The sequence below is a fragment of the Coprococcus sp. AF19-8AC genome, from assembly GCF_003603115.1.
Classification (GTDB): Bacteria; Bacillota; Clostridia; order Lachnospirales; family Lachnospiraceae; genus Coprococcus; species Coprococcus aceti.
The window spans coordinates 458,025-480,694 of the sequence record NZ_QTMI01000001.1 but is presented as its reverse complement, the minus strand read 5'-3'; the positions used below and the strand labels follow the sequence as shown (position 1 = coordinate 480,694).

18 protein-coding genes are annotated in these 22,670 nt (G+C 44.6%); all 18 read right to left on the bottom strand.

Annotated elements, in window-relative coordinates:
- Positions 1 to 69: 69 nt before the first annotated feature.
- Complete coding sequence (gene clpX / locus DWX57_RS02180) at positions 70 to 1,380, bottom strand: ATP-dependent Clp protease ATP-binding subunit ClpX (protein ID WP_022216030.1); 1,311 nt, start codon at positions 1,378 to 1,380, stop codon at positions 70 to 72.
- 136 nt (positions 1,381 to 1,516) lie between these two features.
- Positions 1,517 to 2,098, bottom strand: coding sequence for an ATP-dependent Clp endopeptidase proteolytic subunit ClpP (gene clpP / locus DWX57_RS02175; RefSeq protein WP_015534163.1), 582 nt, complete (start codon positions 2,096 to 2,098; stop codon positions 1,517 to 1,519).
- 46 nt (positions 2,099 to 2,144) lie between these two features.
- Complete coding sequence (tig, locus tag DWX57_RS02170) at positions 2,145 to 3,431, bottom strand: trigger factor (protein ID WP_015534164.1); 1,287 nt, start codon at positions 3,429 to 3,431, stop codon at positions 2,145 to 2,147.
- 267 nt (positions 3,432 to 3,698) lie between these two features.
- Positions 3,699 to 3,905 carry an alpha/beta-type small acid-soluble spore protein gene (locus tag DWX57_RS02165; protein ID WP_015534165.1) on the bottom strand — a complete coding sequence of 69 codons (207 nt, stop codon included), beginning with the start codon at positions 3,903 to 3,905 and terminating at the stop codon, positions 3,699 to 3,701.
- Positions 3,906 to 4,037: 132 nt separating this feature from the next.
- Positions 4,038 to 5,105: a butyrate kinase gene (buk, locus tag DWX57_RS02160; protein WP_015534166.1), complete on the bottom strand. Its 1,068-nt coding sequence runs from the start codon at positions 5,103 to 5,105 to the stop codon at positions 4,038 to 4,040.
- A 33-nt stretch (positions 5,106 to 5,138) separates the two neighbouring features.
- Positions 5,139 to 6,059 carry a phosphate butyryltransferase gene (gene ptb, locus DWX57_RS02155; RefSeq protein ID WP_022216032.1) on the bottom strand — a complete coding sequence of 307 codons (921 nt, stop codon included), beginning with the start codon at positions 6,057 to 6,059 and terminating at the stop codon, positions 5,139 to 5,141.
- A 103-nt stretch (positions 6,060 to 6,162) separates the two neighbouring features.
- Positions 6,163 to 9,402 carry a SpaA isopeptide-forming pilin-related protein gene (locus DWX57_RS02150; RefSeq protein WP_120122954.1) on the bottom strand — a complete coding sequence of 1,080 codons (3,240 nt, stop codon included), beginning with the start codon at positions 9,400 to 9,402 and terminating at the stop codon, positions 6,163 to 6,165.
- Positions 9,403 to 9,637: 235 nt separating this feature from the next.
- Complete coding sequence (locus tag DWX57_RS02145; RefSeq protein WP_015534167.1) at positions 9,638 to 10,120, bottom strand: S-ribosylhomocysteine lyase; 483 nt, start codon at positions 10,118 to 10,120, stop codon at positions 9,638 to 9,640.
- 2 nt (positions 10,121 to 10,122) lie between these two features.
- Complete coding sequence (locus DWX57_RS02140) at positions 10,123 to 10,824, bottom strand: 5'-methylthioadenosine/adenosylhomocysteine nucleosidase (RefSeq protein WP_022216034.1); 702 nt, start codon at positions 10,822 to 10,824, stop codon at positions 10,123 to 10,125.
- 40 nt (positions 10,825 to 10,864) lie between these two features.
- Positions 10,865 to 13,225, bottom strand: a complete 2,361-nt coding sequence (locus DWX57_RS02135; RefSeq protein WP_120122953.1) for a transglutaminase-like domain-containing protein — start codon at positions 13,223 to 13,225, stop codon at positions 10,865 to 10,867.
- On the bottom strand, positions 13,218 to 14,279 hold the full coding sequence (locus DWX57_RS02130) for a DUF58 domain-containing protein (protein WP_120122952.1): 1,062 nt from the start codon (positions 14,277 to 14,279) through the stop codon (positions 13,218 to 13,220). Before DWX57_RS02130 ends, DWX57_RS02135 begins: the two co-directional genes overlap by 8 nt.
- Positions 14,280 to 14,320: 41 nt before the next feature.
- On the bottom strand, positions 14,321 to 15,247 hold the full coding sequence (locus tag DWX57_RS02125) for an AAA family ATPase (RefSeq protein ID WP_120122951.1): 927 nt from the start codon (positions 15,245 to 15,247) through the stop codon (positions 14,321 to 14,323).
- Between the two features lie 15 nt (positions 15,248 to 15,262).
- Positions 15,263 to 17,191: an EAL domain-containing protein gene (locus DWX57_RS02120; RefSeq protein WP_120122950.1), complete on the bottom strand. Its 1,929-nt coding sequence runs from the start codon at positions 17,189 to 17,191 to the stop codon at positions 15,263 to 15,265.
- 62 nt (positions 17,192 to 17,253) lie between these two features.
- Complete coding sequence (locus DWX57_RS02115; RefSeq protein WP_117548810.1) at positions 17,254 to 17,946, bottom strand: glycerophosphodiester phosphodiesterase; 693 nt, start codon at positions 17,944 to 17,946, stop codon at positions 17,254 to 17,256.
- Positions 17,939 to 18,367 (bottom strand): hypothetical protein, encoded by a 429-nt coding sequence (locus tag DWX57_RS02110; protein WP_117548809.1) that lies wholly within the window; start codon positions 18,365 to 18,367, stop codon positions 17,939 to 17,941. The genes DWX57_RS02115 and DWX57_RS02110 overlap by 8 nt, the downstream gene beginning before the upstream one ends.
- 9 nt (positions 18,368 to 18,376) lie before the next feature.
- Positions 18,377 to 19,912, bottom strand: a complete 1,536-nt coding sequence (locus tag DWX57_RS02105; protein WP_117548808.1) for a Y-family DNA polymerase — start codon at positions 19,910 to 19,912, stop codon at positions 18,377 to 18,379.
- A 73-nt stretch (positions 19,913 to 19,985) separates the two neighbouring features.
- The gene (locus DWX57_RS02100; RefSeq protein ID WP_243106147.1) at positions 19,986 to 21,527 is read right to left on the bottom strand and encodes an MATE family efflux transporter; all 1,542 of its coding nucleotides are present in this window, start codon (positions 21,525 to 21,527) and stop codon (positions 19,986 to 19,988) included.
- Between the two features lie 25 nt (positions 21,528 to 21,552).
- The gene (locus DWX57_RS02095) at positions 21,553 to 22,548 is read right to left on the bottom strand and encodes an ROK family protein (RefSeq protein ID WP_120122949.1); all 996 of its coding nucleotides are present in this window, start codon (positions 22,546 to 22,548) and stop codon (positions 21,553 to 21,555) included.
- Between the last annotated feature and the right edge of the window lie 122 nt (positions 22,549 to 22,670).

Here is a 22,670-nt window from a genome sequence, read left to right as displayed (position 1 = left end):
GCACATTTAAAGGCTTATAAGGGCGCAAATGTATGTCAGCGTTATAACGTCTCATTTCGGCAATAATGACTATGCACTCTCGCCGTTATCTGTATTTGCCTTTTTCTTCCTTACCTTTTTCTTAGGAAGGTCTGTATCCTCTGATGGATCTCTGTAAGTCAGTACAGGTTCTTCATCGCCTGTTATGACACCCTTGGTAATAACACACTTCTCTATAGTTGGATCTGAAGGGATCTCGTACATAAGATTAAGTGTAGCATTCTCCATGATAGCTCGAAGTCCTCTAGCTCCGGTCTTACGCTCCATAGCTTCCTTTGCTATCTCTCTGAGCGCATCATCCTCTATCTCAAGCTGAACTCCATCAAGCTCAAAAAGCTTCTTATACTGCTTGCATATTGCACTCTTTGGCTCTGTCAGTATTCTCACAAGTGCATCCTCATCCAGAAGATCCAGAGTCACTGCAACAGGAACTCTTCCCACAAATTCAGGGATAAGTCCATACTTTACAAAGTCATGTGGCATAACCTGCTTGAGGAGCTGTCCAACGTCCTGCTCTGACTGCTCTATAACCTCTGCATTAAAGCCAATTGACTTCTGGCCAACTCTGTTCTCTATAATCTTCTCCAGTCCCTCGAACGCACCACCACATATGAATAATATGTTGGTCGTATCGATCTGGATAAGCTCCTGATGCGGATGCTTTCTTCCACCCTGAGGTGGAACTGAAGCCACAGTGCCCTCTATTATCTTTAACAAAGCCTGCTGAACGCCCTCACCCGACACGTCTCTGGTTATGGATACGTTCTCGCTCTTCTTTGTGATCTTGTCTATCTCATCAATATAGATTATTCCATGCTCAGCTCTCTCTATGTCATAATCAGCGGCCTGTATAAGCTTCAGGAGAATGTTCTCAACATCCTCTCCTACATATCCAGCCTCTGTGAGAGTTGTAGCATCTGCTATTGCAAAAGGAACGTTTAACAATTTTGCAAGGGTCTGGGCAAGATATGTCTTACCTGATCCCGTTGGGCCAACCATGAGGATATTACTCTTCTGTAATTCAACCTCAAAATCCTTCTGCGCAAGTATTCTCTTATAATGGTTGTACACGGCAACCGCCAGTACCTTTTTTGCCTCTTCCTGACCTATTACATACTCATCAAGAAATTCTTTTATTTCCTTTGGCTTTAACAGATTGATATCACCATCTGAATCAAGTCCTGCGTCAACCAGTTCTTCTTCTATTATCTCTGAGCATATCTCTACGCATTCATCACATATGTAAGCCCCAGGTCCGGCTATGAGTTTTCTAACCTGATCCTGTGTCTTATTACAGAAAGAACATCTGAGCTGTTTTCTCTCGTCACTACGATCTGCCATTACAATACCTCGATTATTCACTATTTATAATTGTCTGGAGCCAGTCTTTTCCAGAATCTGCGAATACACCGCCGGTTCTGCAGGCTGGCTCCAACCAACTGATACATCTTCTACATATCAGATATCTCTATCTGTATTATCTGTTTGTTATAACGCTGTCGATAAGGCCGTATGCACAAGCCTCCTCAGCAGTCATCCAGTTATCACGATCTGTATCTGCCGCTATAACATCAAGTGGTTTTCCTGTATTCTCACTCAGCATTTTGTTGAGTTTCTCTTTTGTCTTTAATATATGTCTGGCTGCGATCTCTATCTCTGTTGCCTGTCCCTGGGTTCCACCAAGTGGCTGATGTATCATGATCTCCGAGTTTGGAAGCGCATATCTCTTGCCCTTTGTTCCTCCTGCAAGAAGGAATGCTCCCATGCTCGCTGCCATTCCACAGCATATTGTTGAAACATCACACTTGATATATCTCATTGTGTCATATATTCCCATTCCGGCTGTAACTGATCCACCCGGGCTGTTGATATATAATGAGATATCCTTTGAAGGATCCTCTGACTCAAGGAATAACAACTGTGCTATAACAAGGCTTGCAGTTGCATCATTGACCTCATCTCCAAGAAAGATGATTCTGTCTTTCAGCAATCTAGAATAAATATCGTATGTTCGCTCTCCGCGGCTAGTCTGTTCTACAACGTATGGTACCAATGCCATGTTATCTACCTCCAATACATATCAAGCCAATCTGTCTGTTAAAATATTAAACTTCCTTTGACTCATCTACAAGAAGCTTTGCAGCCTTCTTAACTGCTACATCCTTCTTGATGCTGTCCTTCTCTGCGTCGCCCATGAATCCCTTGATATCCTCAAGCTTCATCTGGTACTGAGCTGCCATCTTTGAAAGCTCCTCGTCAACTTCCTCGTCAGTAGCCTCAATGTTCTCAGCCTTTACTACAGCCTCAAGAACTGCTCTCTGCTGGATTCTCTTGAGTGCGTCCGGCTTGATTCTCTCCATGAGAGACTCCTCTGTAACGTTTACGATCTGCATATACTGCTCAAGGCTGATTCCCTGATACTGAAGTGTCTGAGCGAACTCATCCTTCATTCTCTTCTGCATATCCTCAACCTGTGCATCTGCAATATCCATAGTTGCGTTCTCGATAACCTTGTCAAGAACCTTTGCTTCCTTCTCGTTTGCAGCGTCTCTGTTCTTCTTTGCAAGTATCTTCTGCTTTACCTCTTCCTTGTACTGGTCAAGTGTATCGCATCCGCCTACCTCGCTTGCGAACTCATCATTGAGCTCTGGAAGCTGTGACTCTGTGATAGAGTTGATCTTGCACTTGAATACTGCCGGCTTTCCTGCAAGCTCCTCAGCCTGGTAATCCTCTGGGAATGTTACGTTAACCTCAACATCCTCTCCGATGTTCTTACCAACAAGCTGATCCTCAAATGTATCGATGAATGAATGTGAGCCAAGAACGAGCTTGTAGTTCTCACCCTTTCCACCATCAAATGGAACACCATCAACAAATCCCTCGAAGTCAAGAGTAACCTCGTCGTCAAGCTGTGCTGCTCTTCCCTCTACGAGTACCTTTCTTGCGTTCTGAAGCTGCTCCTTCTTGATGTCCTCAAGAACCTCGTCATCTGTTACTTCAACGTCGATCTTCTCAACTTCGATTCCCTTGTAATCGCCAAGTGTAACCTCAGGCTTTACAGCAACCTCTGCTGTGAATACGAAATCCTTGCCCTTGCCCATCTCTATTACGTCAATAACTGGCTGTGATGCGATCTCAAGCTCTGAAGCTACAGCCTCTTTTGGATAATACTCGTTGATCATTGCATTTGCAGCATCCTCATAGAATACTTCCGGGCCATACATCTTCTCGATGAATGCCATTGGCACCTTGCCCTTACGGAAGCCTGGAACATTGAATCTGTTCTTTGTCTTGTTGTAAGCTGCTGTCATTGCCTTGTCAAAATCTGCTGCAGGTACTGTGATTGTAAGCTTTGCCATGCTGTGCTCAAGCTTTTCTACTGTGAAACTCATCTTTTTATTTCCTCCTTGAAATGTGCAAATGGTGCCTTAAGCCCTACAATTAAGGCACTCAGATAGCATCCATTTATCTTTTTCTTGTTTATATGTGTGGACAAAGTCCACATCAATCATCGATTATATCATAATGTGCAAATGATTGTCCAGTCCATTATACTATTATTATAATACAAAGTTTTCACGACACAAAAGACCTGATGTATGGATCATACACCAGGTCTTCTTTTTGTTCGTAGATCTAACGGAGATTATAAGCCAGGCTTATCTTCCTGACATCTGCTCTTCCTGTCTCTTGATCATCTGACGAACCATCTCGCCACCGATTGAACCTGACTGAGCTGATGTTAAATCTCCATTGTAGCCATCCTTAAGATCAACACCGATCTCCTTGGCTACCTCCATCTTGAACTTGTTCATAGCACTCTTTGCCTCTGGAACACTTGTCTTGTTAGAGTTTGAACTTGCCATAACCCTGTACCTCCATATTGAAATAATTATTTAAGACTTTCGTCTTGTTAGTATTATTAACAATACGGCTTATGTTATAATGGCAATTTCTGTTATATGCCATGAACTTTTTATCTGAAAATCACTTTTCTCTTAATACTTCATTGGCTCCTCTTCGCCATTCATGACTCTGAGTGCGCCCTGAGCAAGTGCAAGAAGCTCATCCTCTCCTGCATATACTGTAAATGGAGCGATAAATCCTGCTCTCTTCTCAAGCTCTTCGCATGTGTGCTTTGAATATGCGATTCCACCTGTGAGGATGATCTGATCAACCTTTCCTCTGAGAACTGTTGCCATACCACCTATATCCTTGGCAACCTGCTGATAGAATGCATCCTGAACAAGCTTTGCATGCTCATCGCCCTCATTGACAAGCTTCTCAAGATCTCTTGCATCGTTGCTTCCGATGTAAGCGTTGAAGCCGCCCTTTCCAACGAGCTTCTTCATAACCTCAGCCTGTGTATACTCGCCTGAGAAGCACATCTTTACAAGTGCTCCTGAAGGAACGCCACCTGCTCTCTCTGGTGAGAATGCACCGTCACCGTCAAGTGCGTTGTATACATCTACTACCTTACCGTGATCATGGGCACCAACTGATACACCGCCACCCATATGTACTACGATGAGGTTCAGGTCTGTGTACTTCTTGCCAACTTCCTTTGCATATCTCTTGGCTACTGCCTTCTGGTTGAGTGCATGGAACACGCTTATTCTTGGAAGCTCAGGTACTCCTGAAAGTCTTGATGATGGCATAAGCTCATCAACAACGACTGGATCTACGATGTATGAAGGAACTCCGAGCTCATCACCGATCTCTCTTGCGAGGATACCACCAAGGTTTGATGCATGCTGGCCCTGCTTACCGATCTTAAGATCCTCAAGAAGGTCATCGCTTACTGCGTATGTACCGCCTGGGATTGGCTTGAGCATTCCGCCACGTCCTACACATACATCAAGTGTCTTGATGTCAAAGTTCTTCTCAGCAAGGACATCAAGAATAACCTTCTTTCTGAAGTCCTTCTGATCTACTATCATATTGAAGCCTGCAAGCTCCTCTGTTGTATGTCTGAGTGTCTCCTCAAACAGAAGTGTCTCGTCCTCGAACACACCGATCTTTGTCGATGTTGAACCTGGGTTTATTATAAGAATCTTATATGACATTTTTTAAACCTCCAAATGTTTTTTATGTATGGCTTATTTGTTTGCCTTAAGTGACTCTGCAACAACTGCTGCAAGTGCTATTGAGTTGAGCTTAACCTCAAATGTATCTGATCTTGATGTAAGGATTACAGGAGCATCTGTACCTGTTATGATACATCCGTTCTTACACTTTGTTGTATGAACAAGTGTCTTGTATACAAGGTTACCTGCATGTATGTCTGGGAACAGAAGGATATCGGCATCTCCAACGATCTTTCTGTCTGTAGCTCCCTTATGGATAGCTGCCTCTGGCTCGATCGCAAGATCCATTGAAAGAGGTCCGTCAACGATACAGCCTGTGATCTCACCGTTCTCGTTCATCTTTGTGAGCTCAGCAGCCTCTACTGTTACAGGCATCTTAGGATTTACAACCTCTACTGCTGCAAGTGGAGCAACCTTTGGACAAGGTATTCCGCACGCATGAGCAACCTCTACAGAGTTCTCTATGATCGACTTCTTCTCCTCAAGTGAAGGATAAGTCATGAACGCAACATCTGTAAGGTACAGGAGTCTGTCAATACCAGGGATCTCAAATACACATACATGTGAAAGTGGCTTACCATTTCTGAGACCAACCTCTTTGTTGAGGACACTCTTCAGGAAATCCTTTGTTGAGAGAAGTCCCTTCATATACATGTCAGCCTTATGATCATGAACAAGTTTCACTGCCTTAAGTGAAGCCTCTATATCATCTGGCTCATTTACAATCTCATAACCTGTAAGATCCATACCGATCTGATCTGCGACCTCTCTGATCTTTGCCTCGTCACCCACAAGTATAGCATCTGCGATTCCCTTCTCCTTTGCTGCCTTTACAGCCTCAAGAATAGGCGCATCCTGTGCTACTGCAACTGAAACTGTCTTTCTGCTGCACTGTGAAACCTTTGCCAATAAATCATCAAAACTTTTACTCATCTTTCGCACCTCACGTGATATTTATTATTTATACAAGTCCATTTTGTATGTTATCACTTATAAATCTAAAGGTCAACCACATTGTCCCATGTTATTATTACTGTCATTTTGATTCTCCGGTAAATTTTTTCCTGTAAAATACGATTCCCGCAACCGAAACTACGGCAAAGCACATAAGCAGTATGACCTTCGAAACAGGATCCCGATCTCCGGTGTCCGGCGTATCAGGAGTGTTTGGCGTGTCGGGTGATGGATGTTCTTTTATTTTCTGATTTGTTATGATCACCGGATCATCCATGGTATATTCATTTTTTGATGTGTCTATCTGAATTTTTTTGTCTGCTTTTTCGTAACCCTCCGGGGCAGCTAACTCCTCTATGCTATACGTGCCTCTGGCAAGTCCGTAAAATACAGCCTGTCCATTTTCTTCCGATTCAGCTTTTGCGATCAGAGCACCCCGGTCATCATATATGCCAAACACAGCCCCGGCAAGCGGACTGCCATCCTCCTGATCCGTCTTGAGTATATGCACCATGCCATAGTGATTTTTGACATTTATCACCGGTGGCTCATCTGCACTCTCCGGCACGCTCACCGGTATGGAATTTACCCCCGGGTCGGCAATATAACCCTTGGGAGTTCTGGTCTCCTTTATATAATACTCTCCCGGCTCGAGTCCGGTGAATTCTACACTGCCGGCTTTGTCAGTCTTTTTTGTCATGAGCTTTTCATGATCAGATGCCCTGTACAATGTGAACTCCGCATCCGCAAGAGGTGTCTCCAGAATATCATCCGTCTTGTGGACACTTATGCTCCCTCTGATCTTCTCTTTTTCTTTTGTATAAACTGTCTGTGAAGCAAGGTTCACATCCTCATGTGAAGCTACGACCTCTCCCTCATAATCCTCATCCGTAAGCACCTCATAGCAGACAAGAGCCGAACCACTTATGCTGTCAGTCGAAAACCTGAAATTCACATCCACAGTCATCTCCTCTGCATCTGCGGTAAAACATTTCTCTGACGTTGATCCATCTGCCCCAAGCGGTCTGCCCGACTCCTGTGAGACAACGCTTCCGCTCAGTTTGTATCTGTGACCGATATCCAGCCCTTTCATACTCACCGTGTCCGTGATATCTGCAGTTTCCGCATCCGGATCAATGAACTTCGATCCGTCTTCACTGTTCTTCGCCACAGATTCTATCTCCGGCATCCTCTCATCAACTATGTCCCCAAGATCAAACACGCACTCATCTGAATCTATTTTGAATTTTATCGGAGCAATGCTCTTATACTTTCCCTTATTTGCATCACAACGAAGCTCTGTCAATGTGTACTCTCCGTACGGCAGTGACCCTTTGGTCTTGTCCGGCTTTCCATCCCCAAACCAGATATCATCCGCAGAACTGGAGTATTCGCCATTGGCATCAGTTGTTATCTCCGCAGACTGGGTGCCATCGGAGTTCTCGACGATGAATCTCACATTTGCGATCGCTGTCCCATCCTCGGCATCCACTTTTTTGAATTTGAAGTCACCTCTTACGACATGGTTCCCGACCACAAGCTCGTAGCCATTTACCAGACGAACAGTGTCGCCATCCTGTTCTATTCTGTCCAGATATATTCCATCTGAACTATCCTTTATAATATTGCCATCCTTTGCGCTTTTAAATATTGAATTCACAAGCGTGTACCCTTCTGGGGCTTTTGTCTCCTGAACCGTGATTGTTCCCGTCTGCAAAACCACATCCTCAAGGCCGCACTTACCGCTGTCATCCGTCTTAAGCGTCCAGCTCTGATCCGGCTTCTCTGGAAGCTCGTCCACGGAATTATAAAAATTCCTGTAATAATTGACTGTAAACTCAGCCCCTGACAAGACAGCATCTCCCTGAGATTTATCTCCCGTCTCCGCATCCTGTTTGTATATGCTCAGATCAATCTTGCCTGAGATCACCTTGTCCCAAGTCTCCCAGCTTATTTCAAGCTCCGTGGATGTACTGACCTCCTTGCCATCCACGGACAGAAATTCTCCTTCTTCGTTTATAACGAGCTGTGCCACAGCACTGTTTCTCTCATAGTTGTACGGAGCCCTTTCCTCATATATCCTGTATGTTCCGAACGGCATATCTGTGATCTCATAGGTTCCAAGTCCGCCATATTCTGACATCACAACTATACCATGTCCATTCTCATCAGTCTCTATCTGAGCCACCAGAGTGCGCAGACTCTGTGTGCCGTTTTTCACTTCCATCTCAATATTGTACAGAGCTTCTCCCACACCGGCGCCGGAATCTCTGTCGGTCTTGTGCAGACTGAACTTTCCAAGAACAGGCTTCTCTCCCGTCCATTCAATATCCATAGAAATACTGCTTGAAGCTACCGTTCCAAATAACAACTGCTGGTCATCATCTACCTGAGTGGAATCTACAGTATACACTGTAACTCCGGGGATCCCTTTACCAGACTTTACTGTGCCCGTTCCCTTATGAGCCTTCTCAGCACTGAAAAAGAATCTGTCGCCTCCCATTATAGTTACCTTACCTGTCTTGTGGATGGTGAACTCCTTTTCTCCGCTTTTCCTGATATGGAGCCATGTATCCGCCGGTACCGAGATCCTCACTTCATTCTCAGCATCTGCCTTACACCTCATTATCCTGGTTCTTCTTCTCTTCTCACCAGTCTTCTTGTCCACATAACCGGTATAATCCTTAAGACTTACATAATTACCGTAATTCTCTTTGCTTCCATCATCTATTATCTCTATATCTGCCTGATCTCCCTGAAGGATGATCTCATCTCGCTTTGTCTCCGATATGTATTTATAGAATTCGTCTATAACGTCAAAATACTGTCCATGTCTTATATAATTCAAAGTCAGTGTCATGATGAGCTGTCTGTGATCTGCGGACACCCCCTTAAAACCAGACCACGCATATTCACTTCCCGGTCCATACAGAAACGCTTTCTGAAGCAGTCTGTCATTTGTCACGGAAAATGCCACCTTGTCCGTGCTCTTAACTTCATTTTTCTTATGATCGCCGCAGTATGCCCTGTACTCTACACCGTCCTTATGCACCGTGTAATGCCTCGTGTATGGCATCCCATTGTAAAACACCACATCGCCGCTTAGGATGCAGTCCACATCTTCATAACTTATCTCATATCCGGCCATATCCGCAATTCCATCCGTTGAGGTGGCCATAACATCAGTATGCCTGCTTTTCTCCCCGGCATACAGTTCGTCAGCACTTGACCTTGTACTGAACCTATGATAAAAAACCACACCGGCCACACATACGGCCAGAAGAACAGCCAGCAGAATCTTATATACATACAATCTTTTCATAATCTCTTCCTTTCTGTTTGAGTTTCAGCCCATTCATAACCGTATCCGGTAAGAGCCGTCTTCATGAATCTGTTTAGCTGTTTTATGTGCACAAAAAAAGCTTACGTGCATTAAAAAGCACGCAAGCTTCATTGTCAATAGAATGGCAAACATTCCTCAACAAAGCGAATTTCCACTGAAAATCACCCGTTTTTTACATGGTCTGTATATTTTGATCCCATTTGTAAATTGGAATTTAACCCTCTGGATAATTAAGTCTGCTGTCATCTATATCATACAGAACCTGTGACAGGAATTTCTCTGCAAGATAGTTCGCCATACCGAGATTCATATCCAGGTAATTGCCGCACTCTCTTGGATTTGCTCCAGGGATCGGATCGTGATAATGTCTTATGAATTCGAACATTGATATCATAAGCTCCACTATATCCTTCGACTCATAATCACCTGCGAGTATGAGATAAAATCCCGTCCTGCAGCCCATAGGTCCAAAGTATATGACCCTATCCTTATACTCTTCATTATTTCTCAAGAATGTCGCACCGAGATGCTCTATAGTATGAACCTCCGCAGTGTTCATAACCGGCTCATAATTCGGCTTTGTCATCCTTATGTCAAATGTTGTGAGGATCTGATCCCCAGCCTTATCCTTTCTCGACACATAAATGCCCGGATTCAGGAGAAGATGATTTATCTGAAAACTTGCTATCTTATCCATGTCTACTTCACCTCATATCTCTTTATTATCTCTGTCATCATGTTTACACTGTTCTCTATAGCCTTTGCCGCAAATGTAGGATAATCCATCTCTGCACTGTCATCAGCCTTGTCCGATATGGCCCGGACAACAAGGTACGGAACCTTATTCAGCACTGCAACATGTCCTATGGCCGCGCCCTCCATCTCTGCACATCTTCCACCAAATGTCTCCACAAGCCATTTCTTCTTGTCCTTGCTCCAGATAAACTGATCGCCGCTCACCACTCTTCCAGTGAACACCTTGACTCCTATATTTGCTGCATCCACTGAGTCCTGTGCTATCTTAAGCAGCTCATCGCTGGTCTTGAACACGCTCAGCTCTGTATCAGGGATCACACCCGGCTCATATCCAAGGGCGGATACATCCATATCGTGCTCCACGGTATCCGTAGCCAGAACGATGTCTCCTATATCTATGTCAGCATCCAGTGATCCGGCTATTCCGGTGTTGATGATAGCTGACACTCCATACATGTCGATCAGCGACTGGGTACACATGGCCGCATTGACCTTGCCGACACCGCACTTTACGACCACGACATCCGTTCCTTCTATCTGTCCTTTGTAGAAGCTCATGCCACACTTGTCTGTGACCTGGAGCCCATCTATCATCTCTTTCAGTCTTGCGACTTCCTCGTCCATCGCACCTATGATTCCAAGCATCTCTTATACCTCCATTATCCATTGCTACCTGTCAACTATACTACAACATTCGGAATATGTATATCCTCTTCATAAAAGGAACCTGTCTCCTAAAGCTCCTGAACAGCACCCGAAGTTCTCCCATACGCTGTACATATTCGTCCCCGGACACCTCGCCGCCATAGCTTATGCCTTCCATATATGCCGCAAGGTCCTCAGTCTCCGCCGGATCTGCGCCCTTACAGAAATATTCAAGCTGCTGCCTGTGATTTCCCGCCCTCGAAAAATCATCCGACGCAAGTCTTGCATAATCACACATATACCTATAGTAAGCTATCACATTTCCAGTCTTATCTCTCCTGTGATAACCCACAAAACGAACTATCTTCCTGACTGCTGTACGCCCCACAAACAAGAGCACTGCAAATGCTATACATCCCGCCAGAACATATATTATCCACACGGCATTTCCAAGTGAAAATGCTGTGCCGGTCGTATCTGTTCCGGTATCTCCGCTGTCATCACCTACTAGCCATCTTCCAAATCTGGACCAGAAATCATCCTGGGTCTCATCCTCATCTTCACTCGACGGAGGTGTCAGCTCCACGACCTGCCATCTGCCACGTATGAACGCCTCTATCCACGCATGAGCTCCGCCATCGTCCACATCCACCTGAACAACAGCCGTTCTTCCAAGCTCTGATGAGCCTGAATAATAATCATCGTAACTGAACTGTTCTTCATCGAGCATTGTTCCGTCAAGGATCTCGATGTAATCCACGGCATACCCCTCCACATATCTTGTGGGTATCCCCATGTATCTCAGGATCAGCGCCCCCGCAGTGGCATAATTGGCACACAGGCCCTTCTTCGTAGTATCAAGGAAATAATTGACATAATCCTCATCCCTCGGCGTGGCTCCCGGATGCAGTGTGTACGGATAATTCTCCAGGAAGTATATATACACCTTCTGCAGCACATTATCCACACTGTCTTTTTCCGTGATTCCTGCGCTCTCACAGAATCTTCGTATTGAATCCATATTCTCCTCTGGAATCTCAAGATACTTGTCATCCACCGACGACATAACCGGCTCAGCCAGAGCGGATGGACTGTACTCCACACTGTACAATGAATCGCCCTCTTTGTAAGTATTCATGGCTTCTATATCAGTGTAGTAAGGGTAATATTTTAGATCTCCGGCGCCATCTATGATCTGTATATCCATTCGTCCTCTGGCATGTCCTTCAGAATTGACCGGTGACGGATAGTCGCCATCCTTATCTCTGTCCCAATGATCCCATCTATACTCATCACCAACGAACGCTTTCAGATAGATCCTGTTTGTGCTATATGGTGCAAATGTGATTACCAGATCCGTCTGTCCATCAAGTGTGACATCCGACACGCCTCCAAGCTTTCCATTTGCCAGTCCTCCGGTATTCGCCGAATTCCTTAGGGATTCAAATCCATACATGATGAGGTTTCCAAGCGGGCCTTCGATCTTGTTCTTCGCCGAGCTATCACGATACCTGTACAGATAAGTCTGCTGCGGCTTGACAAGGATAACCGCACTTCCCACCAATATACATACAGCCGCCACACCGGCCGCAAGCTGCAGAGACGCCCTGTCACTATGCCTGTAACTGAATCTTCGCTTCTTCTCATCATATTCAAACGTACTGTCCTTGTCAGTTATACGGAAGTGACCATTTCCCTTAAGGCAGATAACTCCCAAAAGTCCTGTGGATACCATGAACATGTAAATAACATCCGGCTCAAGCCTGAAAAACAATGGTAATATAAACACAGGAAGTGAAAACCACACTGCCCAGAACACACTCATATTCGTATTAAGGAAAATGTTGAGGATTATTATCTCTACACAGCCTATAGCGATGGCTGCCACAGGAACAGTGAGCGTCCTGTTGGACAAAGTCTCGGAGAATACCTTAACCTCCTGGGCTCCATAATAATCAGTCACATGATCCAGAAACTCATTTACGATAGCATAAAATCCACTGTTTATATAACGTCTGAGGAGCATGATGAACAGGACAAAAGCGACAAGAAATATGATATATCCAACATCTCTCACCCACACCTTGCCTGATTTGAACAGACCACAGAAGTACATGGCCAGCAGCGCATACGCCAGAAATATAACGGGAACACCGTACGCCATATCTATACACGACAAAAAGCCGCACATTGAACCGCCTATGATAAATATCTCCAGCAGGCATTTTGCAGCAATACCTCTGCTGTCCGATTTTCTTCTGCGCAGCTTTCTTTTTCTGTAATCCGCGCCTTCTCTGCCTCCATCTGTGATCTCCGGATCGTTGAGCAGCCTTACACCTTCACAGAATTCTACCGTTTTCCTGTCTTCAGTTTTCTTTTTTCTACCAAAGATTCTACCCAATTATGTATCCTTTCACACGATCTCCATATGTAAACACTACATTGCCATCCGCTCTCATATCGCCGGAAACAACTATGATCCTTCTGTCAGAATCCAGATTCTTCTCAAGCATCGATAACCCATAGCCAAAATCTGCATACGCCTGCTCATAAAAGATCTTCTCCATCCATTCAGCGAGATCATCCCTGCTGTCTATCGAAGTCCTGACTATATCGCCCTGCGCGCCGCTCCAGTAATAGAATGTAAACGGCAGTTGTTCATCCAACAGACTTACAGCCATGCCGTAGGCGGATTTCAGTACATCATTCAATATATGTGTCTCATCATCGGCAAGCTCTACCAATATCATGAGCTGGCTTGACGACATGCTCTCTCTGTCCTTTACCATCAGCACGTCTTTTTTTGCTGACAGCTTCCAATGTATATTCTGAAGCTTATCCCCCGGCTGGTATTCTCTCACATCCACAACCTCGGAGAAATCATGACCTTTTTTCCGGCTCTCCTCAGCCTCGTTCATCCCCTGTGAAACCGCGGTCATGTCCGCCTCCACATCAACCTTTCCGGAAGGGAAAACCTTGTACTCTTTTACCGAGTTGCATTTGCTCTTTATCCTCACAAATCCAAGCCAGTCAGTAACACATATTCTGTCCGCTTTCACCTCCAGTGCACCTACATACGACTGGGCTATCTGGTAGTCCACCACATTCGCACTGCGCGAATATGCAGGTATGCACAGCGTATGCCTGCCATTTGTATGGAAAAGATCATTCTCCATGCTTATCTCTATCTCTGTGTTCATATTCGGAATAATGCTGCTGTTGTCGAGCACAACCGATACGAGAAATGGCGAGTCCACCGTAAGGTTCTGCTCCCCGCCGCCAAACTTTACAGTCAAATGCCTTGAAAGCACAAAGGCGCATACTATTGACACGACCGGCAGAACTATCATCAGTATCGTAACTATGAAATTAAAATATGAATGCACAAAAAGAAGGATCAACAGATTTATAACAAACACGAGAATGTATTTGAATACATGCCATGCGTACTTCACCCGCTGATCCTCCTTTACTTATATCTCTTATGTTCTCCGTTCTAAGTCCTTGGAACCTTAACCTGACTTCTCACTTCATCCAGAGCCTCTGCGACAGTCATTCCATTAGCTCTGGCACGGGCTGCAAGCTTTACCCTGTGCCCAAGCACGTCGTTGAACACCTCTGCTATATCTCCCGGCACAACATATTCTCTTCCATAGAGCACCGCCATTGCTCTGCTCATCCGCAGAAGTGCATTTGCGCCTCGCGGACTTGCTCCCATCGAGAAGAGCTCACTCTCCCTGGTAGCCTCAACCAGAGTCACTATGTAATCAAATATTGAATCATGCACACTCAAAGTTCTCGCCTTATCCTGAAGACCTATCAGTTCATCTCTCGTCACTATTCTCTCTACACTGTCCATAGGTACAAATTCCTGACCTTTAAGTATCTGCACCGCAGCCTCGTGGGATGGGTATCCCATGGAAAGTCTCACCATGAATCTGTCAAGCTGGGACTCCGGAAGCATCTGCGTTCCCGACGAACCAACCGGATTCTGGGTTGCCATGACCGTGAAAGGCTGTGGAAGTTCCCTTGTAACAGCATCGACTGTCACATGTTTTTCCTCCATGATCTCAAGGAGTGCCGACTGAGTCTTAGGCGATGTTCGGTTTATCTCATCCGCAAGGAACAGATTACAGAACGCTGAACCCTCTCTGTACTCAAACTCACCACTTTTTGCATTGTACATGGAAAATCCCATTATGTCACTCGGCATAACATCCGGTGTAAACTGGACTCTGTTATATTTCATATCCAGAGTTCTGGCAAATGCCGTTGCAAGAGTGGTCTTGCCCACACCCGGGATATCCTCAAGCAGTATATGTCCACCCGCAAGTATGGCAGCATAGACCTTGATTATTATATCTCTTTTTCCCTTTACGGCCTTCTCTACCTCATCAACGACCCGGTTCTCTATATCTGTCATACGCCGTCCTTTCTCTTAGCCTTGGTTAACTCTCTTCACCTCTGATATGAACTTATCCTGTGGCAATGGTCTTGAGAAATAATAGCCCTGAATGTAATCCACTCCAAGATTGCTGAACTTCCTGAGGGATTCCTCCGTCTCCACGCCTTCCACTACGATCTTCATATTCATATCCTTAACCATGCTTATGGTGTTCTTGACAACCTTAATCATCTTGTCATCTGTGTCTATATCCGCAAATGTCTTGTCCAGCTTAACTATCGAAAACGGCATGGATGCTATCCTCTTCATATTGGAATAACCCGTTCCAAAATCGTCAAGTGAGAATGCAATACCATCATCTGTGAGACTGTTGATATTGTCCATCATTGTCGTCTGAGCATAGGCAGCCGCAGTCTCAGTAATCTCAAGATTTATCTGCTCATTGCTGACTCCGTAACGCTCCATCACTGCCCGCACGTCTTCTGATAACTCACTGCTCATGCACTGGATGACCGACAGATTCACCTCAACATATTCCAGTCCGAGATTCTTGAATTTCTCTCCAGCTATGAAACGGCACACCTCTTCAAGAACGAACTTACCTATCTTATGGATCATTCCATTCTCCTCCGCAGCAGGGATAAATATCTCCGGCGAAATGTATCCATACATATCATCATTTAATCTCAGAAGTGCCTCAGCACTGTTATATTTTCCAGAATCTATGCTGTATATAGGCTGATAGTAAACCTCAAACCTGTTCTCGGCAAATGCCTTCTCAAGTATCATGTCCATGTCCCGCATCAGATCATATCTTTCCTTGTTATAGATATCTCTGGCATAGAGAACACGGCCTGTATACTCGTGCTCAGCAAGCTCATCGCCAAACCGCATCACACTGTCAACATCCTCTATATCCTGAGGACATCTGGTGATACATATTATCGGCAATAGATTTATAAACATATCATTATACTTATATCCCTTCTTCAGCTTCTCATTTATCCACTCCGCAAAATCCTCAGCCTGATCCTTGATACGCTGGTTCATGACACATCTGAACATTCCGTTTCCCAGATAATACCACTCAACATCATATCCGTATGGTCTGCTCCACTCTAAAAAGTCTTCAGAGATCTCCCTGAGCAGCTTATGATATTCCTCAACTCCCAGAATCCCGCGAAGAGTCTTGTCATTCTCCATAGTTATCATAACTACCGTTATATCAAGGCCATTATCCAGAGAATTTCTCACGTCGTCCATGTATCTTGTGATCTTGTTCAGGCCCGTGGCACTGCTTATAAACTGCTCCGGACTCTGTATCAGCAACGCAACGAACAGTAACCCAATCGCATTTGCAAACATCTCAATCGGAATATCCGGGTTAAACATCTGAAATACGGCCGCAACAACAACCAATGGGAATATCGCTATGGTTGATACAAATCTTCCTCTTGTAAGTCTCCTGTGGTATCTCGTAACAACCATGAAGCCCAGAATCATATAAAATATTCCGGCAACATACAGAAATGTCATGAAAAACTCTCTTCTGTACTCTCCCTGTCCGCCTATACTGAATACACACGGGGTGAAAAAATTAACTCCGAGCATGATTATGCACAGCAACGTTGGAAGTACCAGTATGAAACTCTTCACTTTACCTCTGAATATGTGTATGGCATCCACTATGTTCATCACATAAGTGGCATACATAGCCGATGAAACGACATGGAAAAAGAGATATCCCGTATGGAATATGTATTGGGTGACTACATGCCTTTCACCCATATTGTCAAATGCGATGGCGCCTATATCAAACGCTGTGGCAACCATTGCAATGGTCAGAACAAATTGAAACTGCCTGTTTAATTTGCCTCTGGTCATCTTCTTCATGATGACTGAGACCATGATAAGAGTAAACACGCAGAATGCCGCGTAATCAAAGTATAGTACTTTGCTCATATTATCCTCCTATGTACAACTCCTCCACCTATAGAATAATATAACAAATATTTCTAGGTCTTTCAACGCATTATATCCGGGCGGTCTGTTATCACTGCATCTACGCCCAGTCTGCACATACGTCTCATCCAGTGTGGATCATTCACAGTCCACACATATACCGGTATGTGCTTGCGCTTCATTCTCTTCACAAATTCCTTCGTGCATAGAAGATAATTCGGCGATATAAAATCCGCTTTACACCGTCTCATTCTTCTCTCAGGAAAATACTCATTCAATCTGACACCGAGCTTAGCCTTTTTCTTACCGACAAGCAGTCCGGTCTTTATCCTCGGGTCTATGGCCTTCACATTGTACGACACTTTGTCCTTGAAGGATTTTATCGAGAACTCACCGTATCCAAATCTCCCCTTGACAAGATCTATGACACGCCTCTCGTATCCGCTCTCCTTTAATTCTATATCAAGACATATCTTTCCGCTGCAGAGTTCCAGGACTTCGTCAAGCGTAGGCACTCTGTAGCCTTCTTTTGATGCAATATCATTGATTCTGTTGTATGTCATATCTCCTATCTTTCTGCCGTCTATAGTTCCATCATGAAATACTATGAGTATATTATCACTGGTTTTCCTCACATCGAACTCCGCCATATCCGCCTTCAGATCTATAGCTATCTGAAACGCTTCAAGTGTATTCTCATGAGGCGCAAGGGCACTCGCTCCTCTGTGTGCTATCACCATAGTCTCTCTATTCATGCAAATATACATCTCCATTCTGATCAATATCTAAATCATATATATCATCTATCGGTATCTCGGTTCTGTCTTCCATAACTATCTTTTTCCCATATACGTCAACATTGCGTATATATCCCGACACATGTTCGTATCTTCCACCGGCTTTTCTGTCATCCTTTACAAAATACTCTATACTCACACATTTTTTGTCTGCATTATGCATTATATTCAACAGTTTCTGATCAAGAACCATTTTCTGACTCTCATCCAGCTCCAACTTCTCATCGGTGAGCCTTGCAGTCTCCGCTATGGCTGCTCCATGTCCTGTGAGTGCGGCAAATGGGGCAAACTGTGCTGCTCTGTCATGGATAGACATGTGCGGATGAACAGAGGACACGTGATGTGGAAGCTGTATTATGTCATCGTAATTATCTTCCATAAGCCCCTCCTAAGCCTTGTGACCGCCTATCTGTCCGTTCCTCTCTATCGTCGTACCGCCCTCCTCAAGATTCATTCCCTTAAGGACTGCATTTTTGCCAAATTTCTTCTTGAGCTCTATCATCGCTTTCTGCATGCTCTGCTCCCGCTTCATATCCTGCTGCTTTTTCTCCGTCTCTGCTGCCCCGTCTCCAAAATCATCAAACAGACTGAGCTGCCTTGATGACTGTTTCTCATGTGCCGCAGTATTCGATATGATATTGTTCGCCGTGACATATATCCTTCTGACATACAATAAAGGATCTACGATCTCTTCAAACAATCCGGTCACCGCATCCATGATGACCTGTGTAGATGATGTATACTCTCCAAGATTCACCGTTCCATGGGCACTTTTCGGTATCTTCCTCCCATACATATCTGTCTGTATCTCTCCGGAAAATTTTGCTCCCGCGGCGTTCTTTTTGAGATTATCTATATCATACCCCACTGTTATGACCATCTGATCTGTCTTGACATTTTTATCCACAAGATCCAGCACGAGCAGATCCGTCATCTCACGGATAATAAGTCTGGCTTTTTCATATTCGTATGGGCATGACAACACCTGTCCTGAACCTATGCTGTTCCTCTCCGGCTTGTAAGCCTTGATATCAGCAATGGTACAAGGCTCCCAGCCCCATGCATGATCTATGAGCAGCTCTGCATTTATACCAAATAATCTGTACAGCAGATCTTCGTTGTAATACTCATCGTCATGTCCCAGTGAGCATCTGGCGATATCTCCCATTGTATAAAGTCCATGACTCTCAAGTTTTCTCGCATATCCTTTTCCCACTCTCCAGAAATCTGTGAGCGGTCTGTGATTCCACAGCTTCTGTCTGTACGACATTTCATCAAGACTTGCTATCCTGACTCCATCCTTATCCGGGGCTATATGCTTTGCCTCAACATCCATCGCTATCTTACACAGGTAGAGGTTCGTTCCTATCCCTGCTGTTGCTGTTATACCGGTCTGTGCAAGCACATCCTGTATGATCGTCATGGCAAGATCGTGCGGACTCATCTTATATATCCCAAGATAATCCGTCACATCCATGAACACCTCATCTATGGAATACACATGCATATCCTCTGGTGCTACATACTTCAGATAGATGTTATATATATCCGTACTATACTTCATGTAATATGCCATACGTGGCGGAGCGGCTATATACGAAACCGCAAATTCATTATGCTCCGCAAGCTCATTGGAATCGCAGCTCTCCCCGGAAAAGTTTCCACCGGGTGAAAGTGTTCTCCTGCTGGCATTGACCTCCTTAAGCCTCTGCACCACCTCGAACAGTCTGGCTCTTCCAGGTATACCATAGCTCTTCAGCGACGGGGAAACAGCAAGGCATATAGTCTTCTCTGTTCTCGACGCATCTGCCACAACCAGATTGGTGGTCAGCGGATCAAGTCCGCGCTCAACACATTCAACCGATGCAAAGAAGGATTTCAGATCTATCGCAATATACGTTCTATCTTTCTTATCCCTATCCACAGCCAATCCCCCTGTCACTTCATGCTCAGTCTTAATCTTCTCTTTCTGATGCTTATGTGCCTTGGGTCACATACTATACAGCAGCCGTCTCAGCACCCTTCCCACCGGCCCGTGTATGCCCCAGCACTTTCCTCGATACGAGTATGTATGCGATTATCATCGCCGTACCTGTTATTATCCATGAAACTATATACACGTTCAAAAGCATGCCAAAAGAATGATATCGCGCAAACACCGTATATATCCATATGATCCTGAACACTACTGAACCCACAACTGTTATAATAGCCGGCAGCATGGATCTGCCAAGGCCTCTGAGTGCCGCAGCTGTCATCTCATATGTTCCTGTCATCGCCTCAAGGAGCATGACATGCTTCATTCTTATAAGTGCATACTTTATAACCTCTGTATCTGTTGTATAAAATCTCACAAGAAAATCCCCTGAAAGCATCATGACACTGCTGAACACAGCCGTCATAAGCATGCCCTCTAACATGGCAATCCTGAGAGCTTTTCTGCATCTCTCCTTCTCACCTGCACCATAATTCTGGCTCACAAATGTCACTGCTGCCTGTGCGTATGCGGATATGACAAAATATGCAAAATATTCAAAATTAAGACCCGTGGATGAGCCTGCCACAGCATCAGGACCAAAGCTGTTGATTCCGCCCTGTATCAGCACATTTGACAATGAGAAAACTGCCGTCTGTATCGCTGATGGAGCTCCTATCCTGAGTATCTTTCCCAGGCACACTTTATCTATTCGTATATTCTTTATATCGAGTCTGAGTGGACCTTCCTCATGCATCAATATATACATGACTATTCCCGTACTGACAACATTTGATATGACCGTTGCCATGCCGACGCCTGCCACTCCAAGTTTACACACACACACGAAGAACAGGTTGAGTACAACATTGAGTACGCCTGAAACTATCAGGCAGTAAAGCGGACGCCTTGTATCACCTATAGCTCTGAGCACAGCCGCTCCAAAATTATACAGTATGATAAAAGGCATACCTACGAAATAAATTCTAAGGTACAGCACAGCCTGGTCAAGCACCTTGGCAGGAGTATCAATAGCCTCAAGTATAGGTCTTGCCACAAACATTCCAGCCACAAGCATAGCTATTCCGCATATAAGGGCGAACTTCACGCTGGTATGGACACATTTGCTTATTGAATCCTTCTTATTCTGGCCTATATAATGCGCCACAAGAACATTCACACCGACAGAAAGTCCCACAAATACATTCACAAATAGAGCAACGACTGCAGCATTACTTCCAACTGCTGCCAGTGCATCACTTCCCGCAAATCTTCCTGCCACAGCCACATCTGCCGAATTGAAAAGCTGCTGCAGTATACTGCTGGCGGCAAGTGGCATGGCAAATATAAGCATCTTAAGCGCCAGTGAACCATTTAACATATCCATCTCGTGCGATTTTTTTCTATAATCGGTGTTCTTTTCTGTATTCGTTTCTTTGCCTTTTTCTTTGCTTTTTTCTATGCTTCTTTCTTTACTCTTTTCTGCGCTCATTCTGATGTCCGTCTCTTTTTCGTCATTGTGCTTCATTCTGATGTCCGTCTCTTTTCCGTCATTGTGTTTCATTCTGATATGATCTCCGTTTTCTTATCTAGTGGGCACCCTCATACTTCTGAAGATAGTTGAAAAGTGCTCCTATGAGATTGGAATCGTTGCCAAATTTGCACAGTCCAACCTGCATCTCATTATAGATCACTGAAAATTTTGCAAGCTTATCCACGTACTTCTTCACGCCCTGTATGAACCTCGGTTCCGCACTGATTCCACCTCCAAGGAGTATGATGTCCGGTGCAAGAATGACATGTATATTCATGCAGTGCTTCGCGATGTTCAGATACCAGTCCTCAAGTACACCTATGACAGCCTCATCGCCTTCAGCTTCCCACTCATATATCATCTCGCCTGACACTTCATCTTCCCTCATGCCCTTGACTGCTGCCACCTCTCTTCTGAGTGAGCTTACCGATGCCTGCATCGTCCAGGTGACATTGTCCGGAAGTTTTACATGTTTCTTTGTATTCTTGAGATTCGCCTCAAGCGGTACAAGTTTGTCTATATTATCCCTGTTCACATCCTCAAACAGGTACGACATCTCACCGGCAACCATACCTCTGCCGTGGAGTATCTTTCTGTCTATGACTATTCCTCCACCGACACCTGTGCCAAATACCAATACAACTGCGCTGCTATAGTCCTTTGCATTTCCCTGCCATATCTCCGACAATGCTGCACATTTGCCGTCGTTCTCAAGCGCTACCTTAAGTCCATCGCATCTCTCGCTTACAAGCTCGCCTATATGTGCTTTGTCAAGGTAAGGCAAGGCTCCGCCGGCATAACATATTCCGTTGTCCACGTCCACCTGTCCAGGAAGTGATATTGCTATTCCTTGTATATCATATCTTTCCTTATATCCATCATATATCGACTGAATTGCATCAAGGAATGCATCCAGCCCCTGTTGTATGTTCTCCAGTCCATTTCCAAATCTTCCAGGTGTAGGGAATTTATTCTTCTCCATTATCTCAGCTTCTCTGTCCATCACACAGTGTTTTATAAATGTTCCGCCTACGTCTATCACAATGTACATATCTTCTCCTCCATACCGAATAGGTTTTATTACTATATATTTTTCTTCAAGCTAAAAAATAGCAGTCTCAAATGTATATACAGTATATATTATACTATATCGAACATACATTCGAAAACCAC

What these genes read in the sequence shown, in the direction of transcription:
- DWX57_RS02110 (WP_117548809.1), bottom strand. Translation starts at nt 18,367, where the DNA reads ATGGAAGATAATTACGATGACATAATACAGCTTCCACATCACGTGTCC.
- buk (WP_015534166.1), bottom strand. Translation starts at nt 5,105, where the DNA reads ATGTCATATAAGATTCTTATAATAAACCCAGGTTCAACATCGACAAAG.
- DWX57_RS02125 (WP_120122951.1), bottom strand. Translation starts at nt 15,247, where the DNA reads ATGACAGATATAGAGAACCGGGTCGTTGATGAGGTAGAGAAGGCCGTA.
- DWX57_RS02145 (WP_015534167.1), bottom strand. Translation starts at nt 10,120, where the DNA reads ATGGATAAGATAGCAAGTTTTCAGATAAATCATCTTCTCCTGAATCCG.
- DWX57_RS02165 (WP_015534165.1), bottom strand. Translation starts at nt 3,905, where the DNA reads ATGGCAAGTTCAAACTCTAACAAGACAAGTGTTCCAGAGGCAAAGAGT.
- tig (WP_015534164.1), bottom strand. Translation starts at nt 3,431, where the DNA reads ATGAGTTTCACAGTAGAAAAGCTTGAGCACAGCATGGCAAAGCTTACA.
- DWX57_RS02120 (WP_120122950.1), bottom strand. Translation starts at nt 17,191, where the DNA reads ATGAGCAAAGTACTATACTTTGATTACGCGGCATTCTGCGTGTTTACT.
- DWX57_RS02140 (WP_022216034.1), bottom strand. Translation starts at nt 10,824, where the DNA reads ATGCTTGGAATCATAGGTGCGATGGACGAGGAAGTCGCAAGACTGAAA.
- DWX57_RS02150 (WP_120122954.1), bottom strand. Translation starts at nt 9,402, where the DNA reads ATGAAAAGATTGTATGTATATAAGATTCTGCTGGCTGTTCTTCTGGCC.
- DWX57_RS02100 (WP_243106147.1), bottom strand. Translation starts at nt 21,527, where the DNA reads ATGAAACACAATGACGGAAAAGAGACGGACATCAGAATGAAGCACAAT.
- ptb (WP_022216032.1), bottom strand. Translation starts at nt 6,059, where the DNA reads ATGAGTAAAAGTTTTGATGATTTATTGGCAAAGGTTTCACAGTGCAGC.
- DWX57_RS02115 (WP_117548810.1), bottom strand. Translation starts at nt 17,946, where the DNA reads ATGAATAGAGAGACTATGGTGATAGCACACAGAGGAGCGAGTGCCCTT.
- clpP (WP_015534163.1), bottom strand. Translation starts at nt 2,098, where the DNA reads ATGGCATTGGTACCATACGTTGTAGAACAGACTAGCCGCGGAGAGCGA.
- DWX57_RS02095 (WP_120122949.1), bottom strand. Translation starts at nt 22,548, where the DNA reads ATGTACATTGTGATAGACGTAGGCGGAACATTTATAAAACACTGTGTG.
- clpX (WP_022216030.1), bottom strand. Translation starts at nt 1,380, where the DNA reads ATGGCAGATCGTAGTGACGAGAGAAAACAGCTCAGATGTTCTTTCTGT.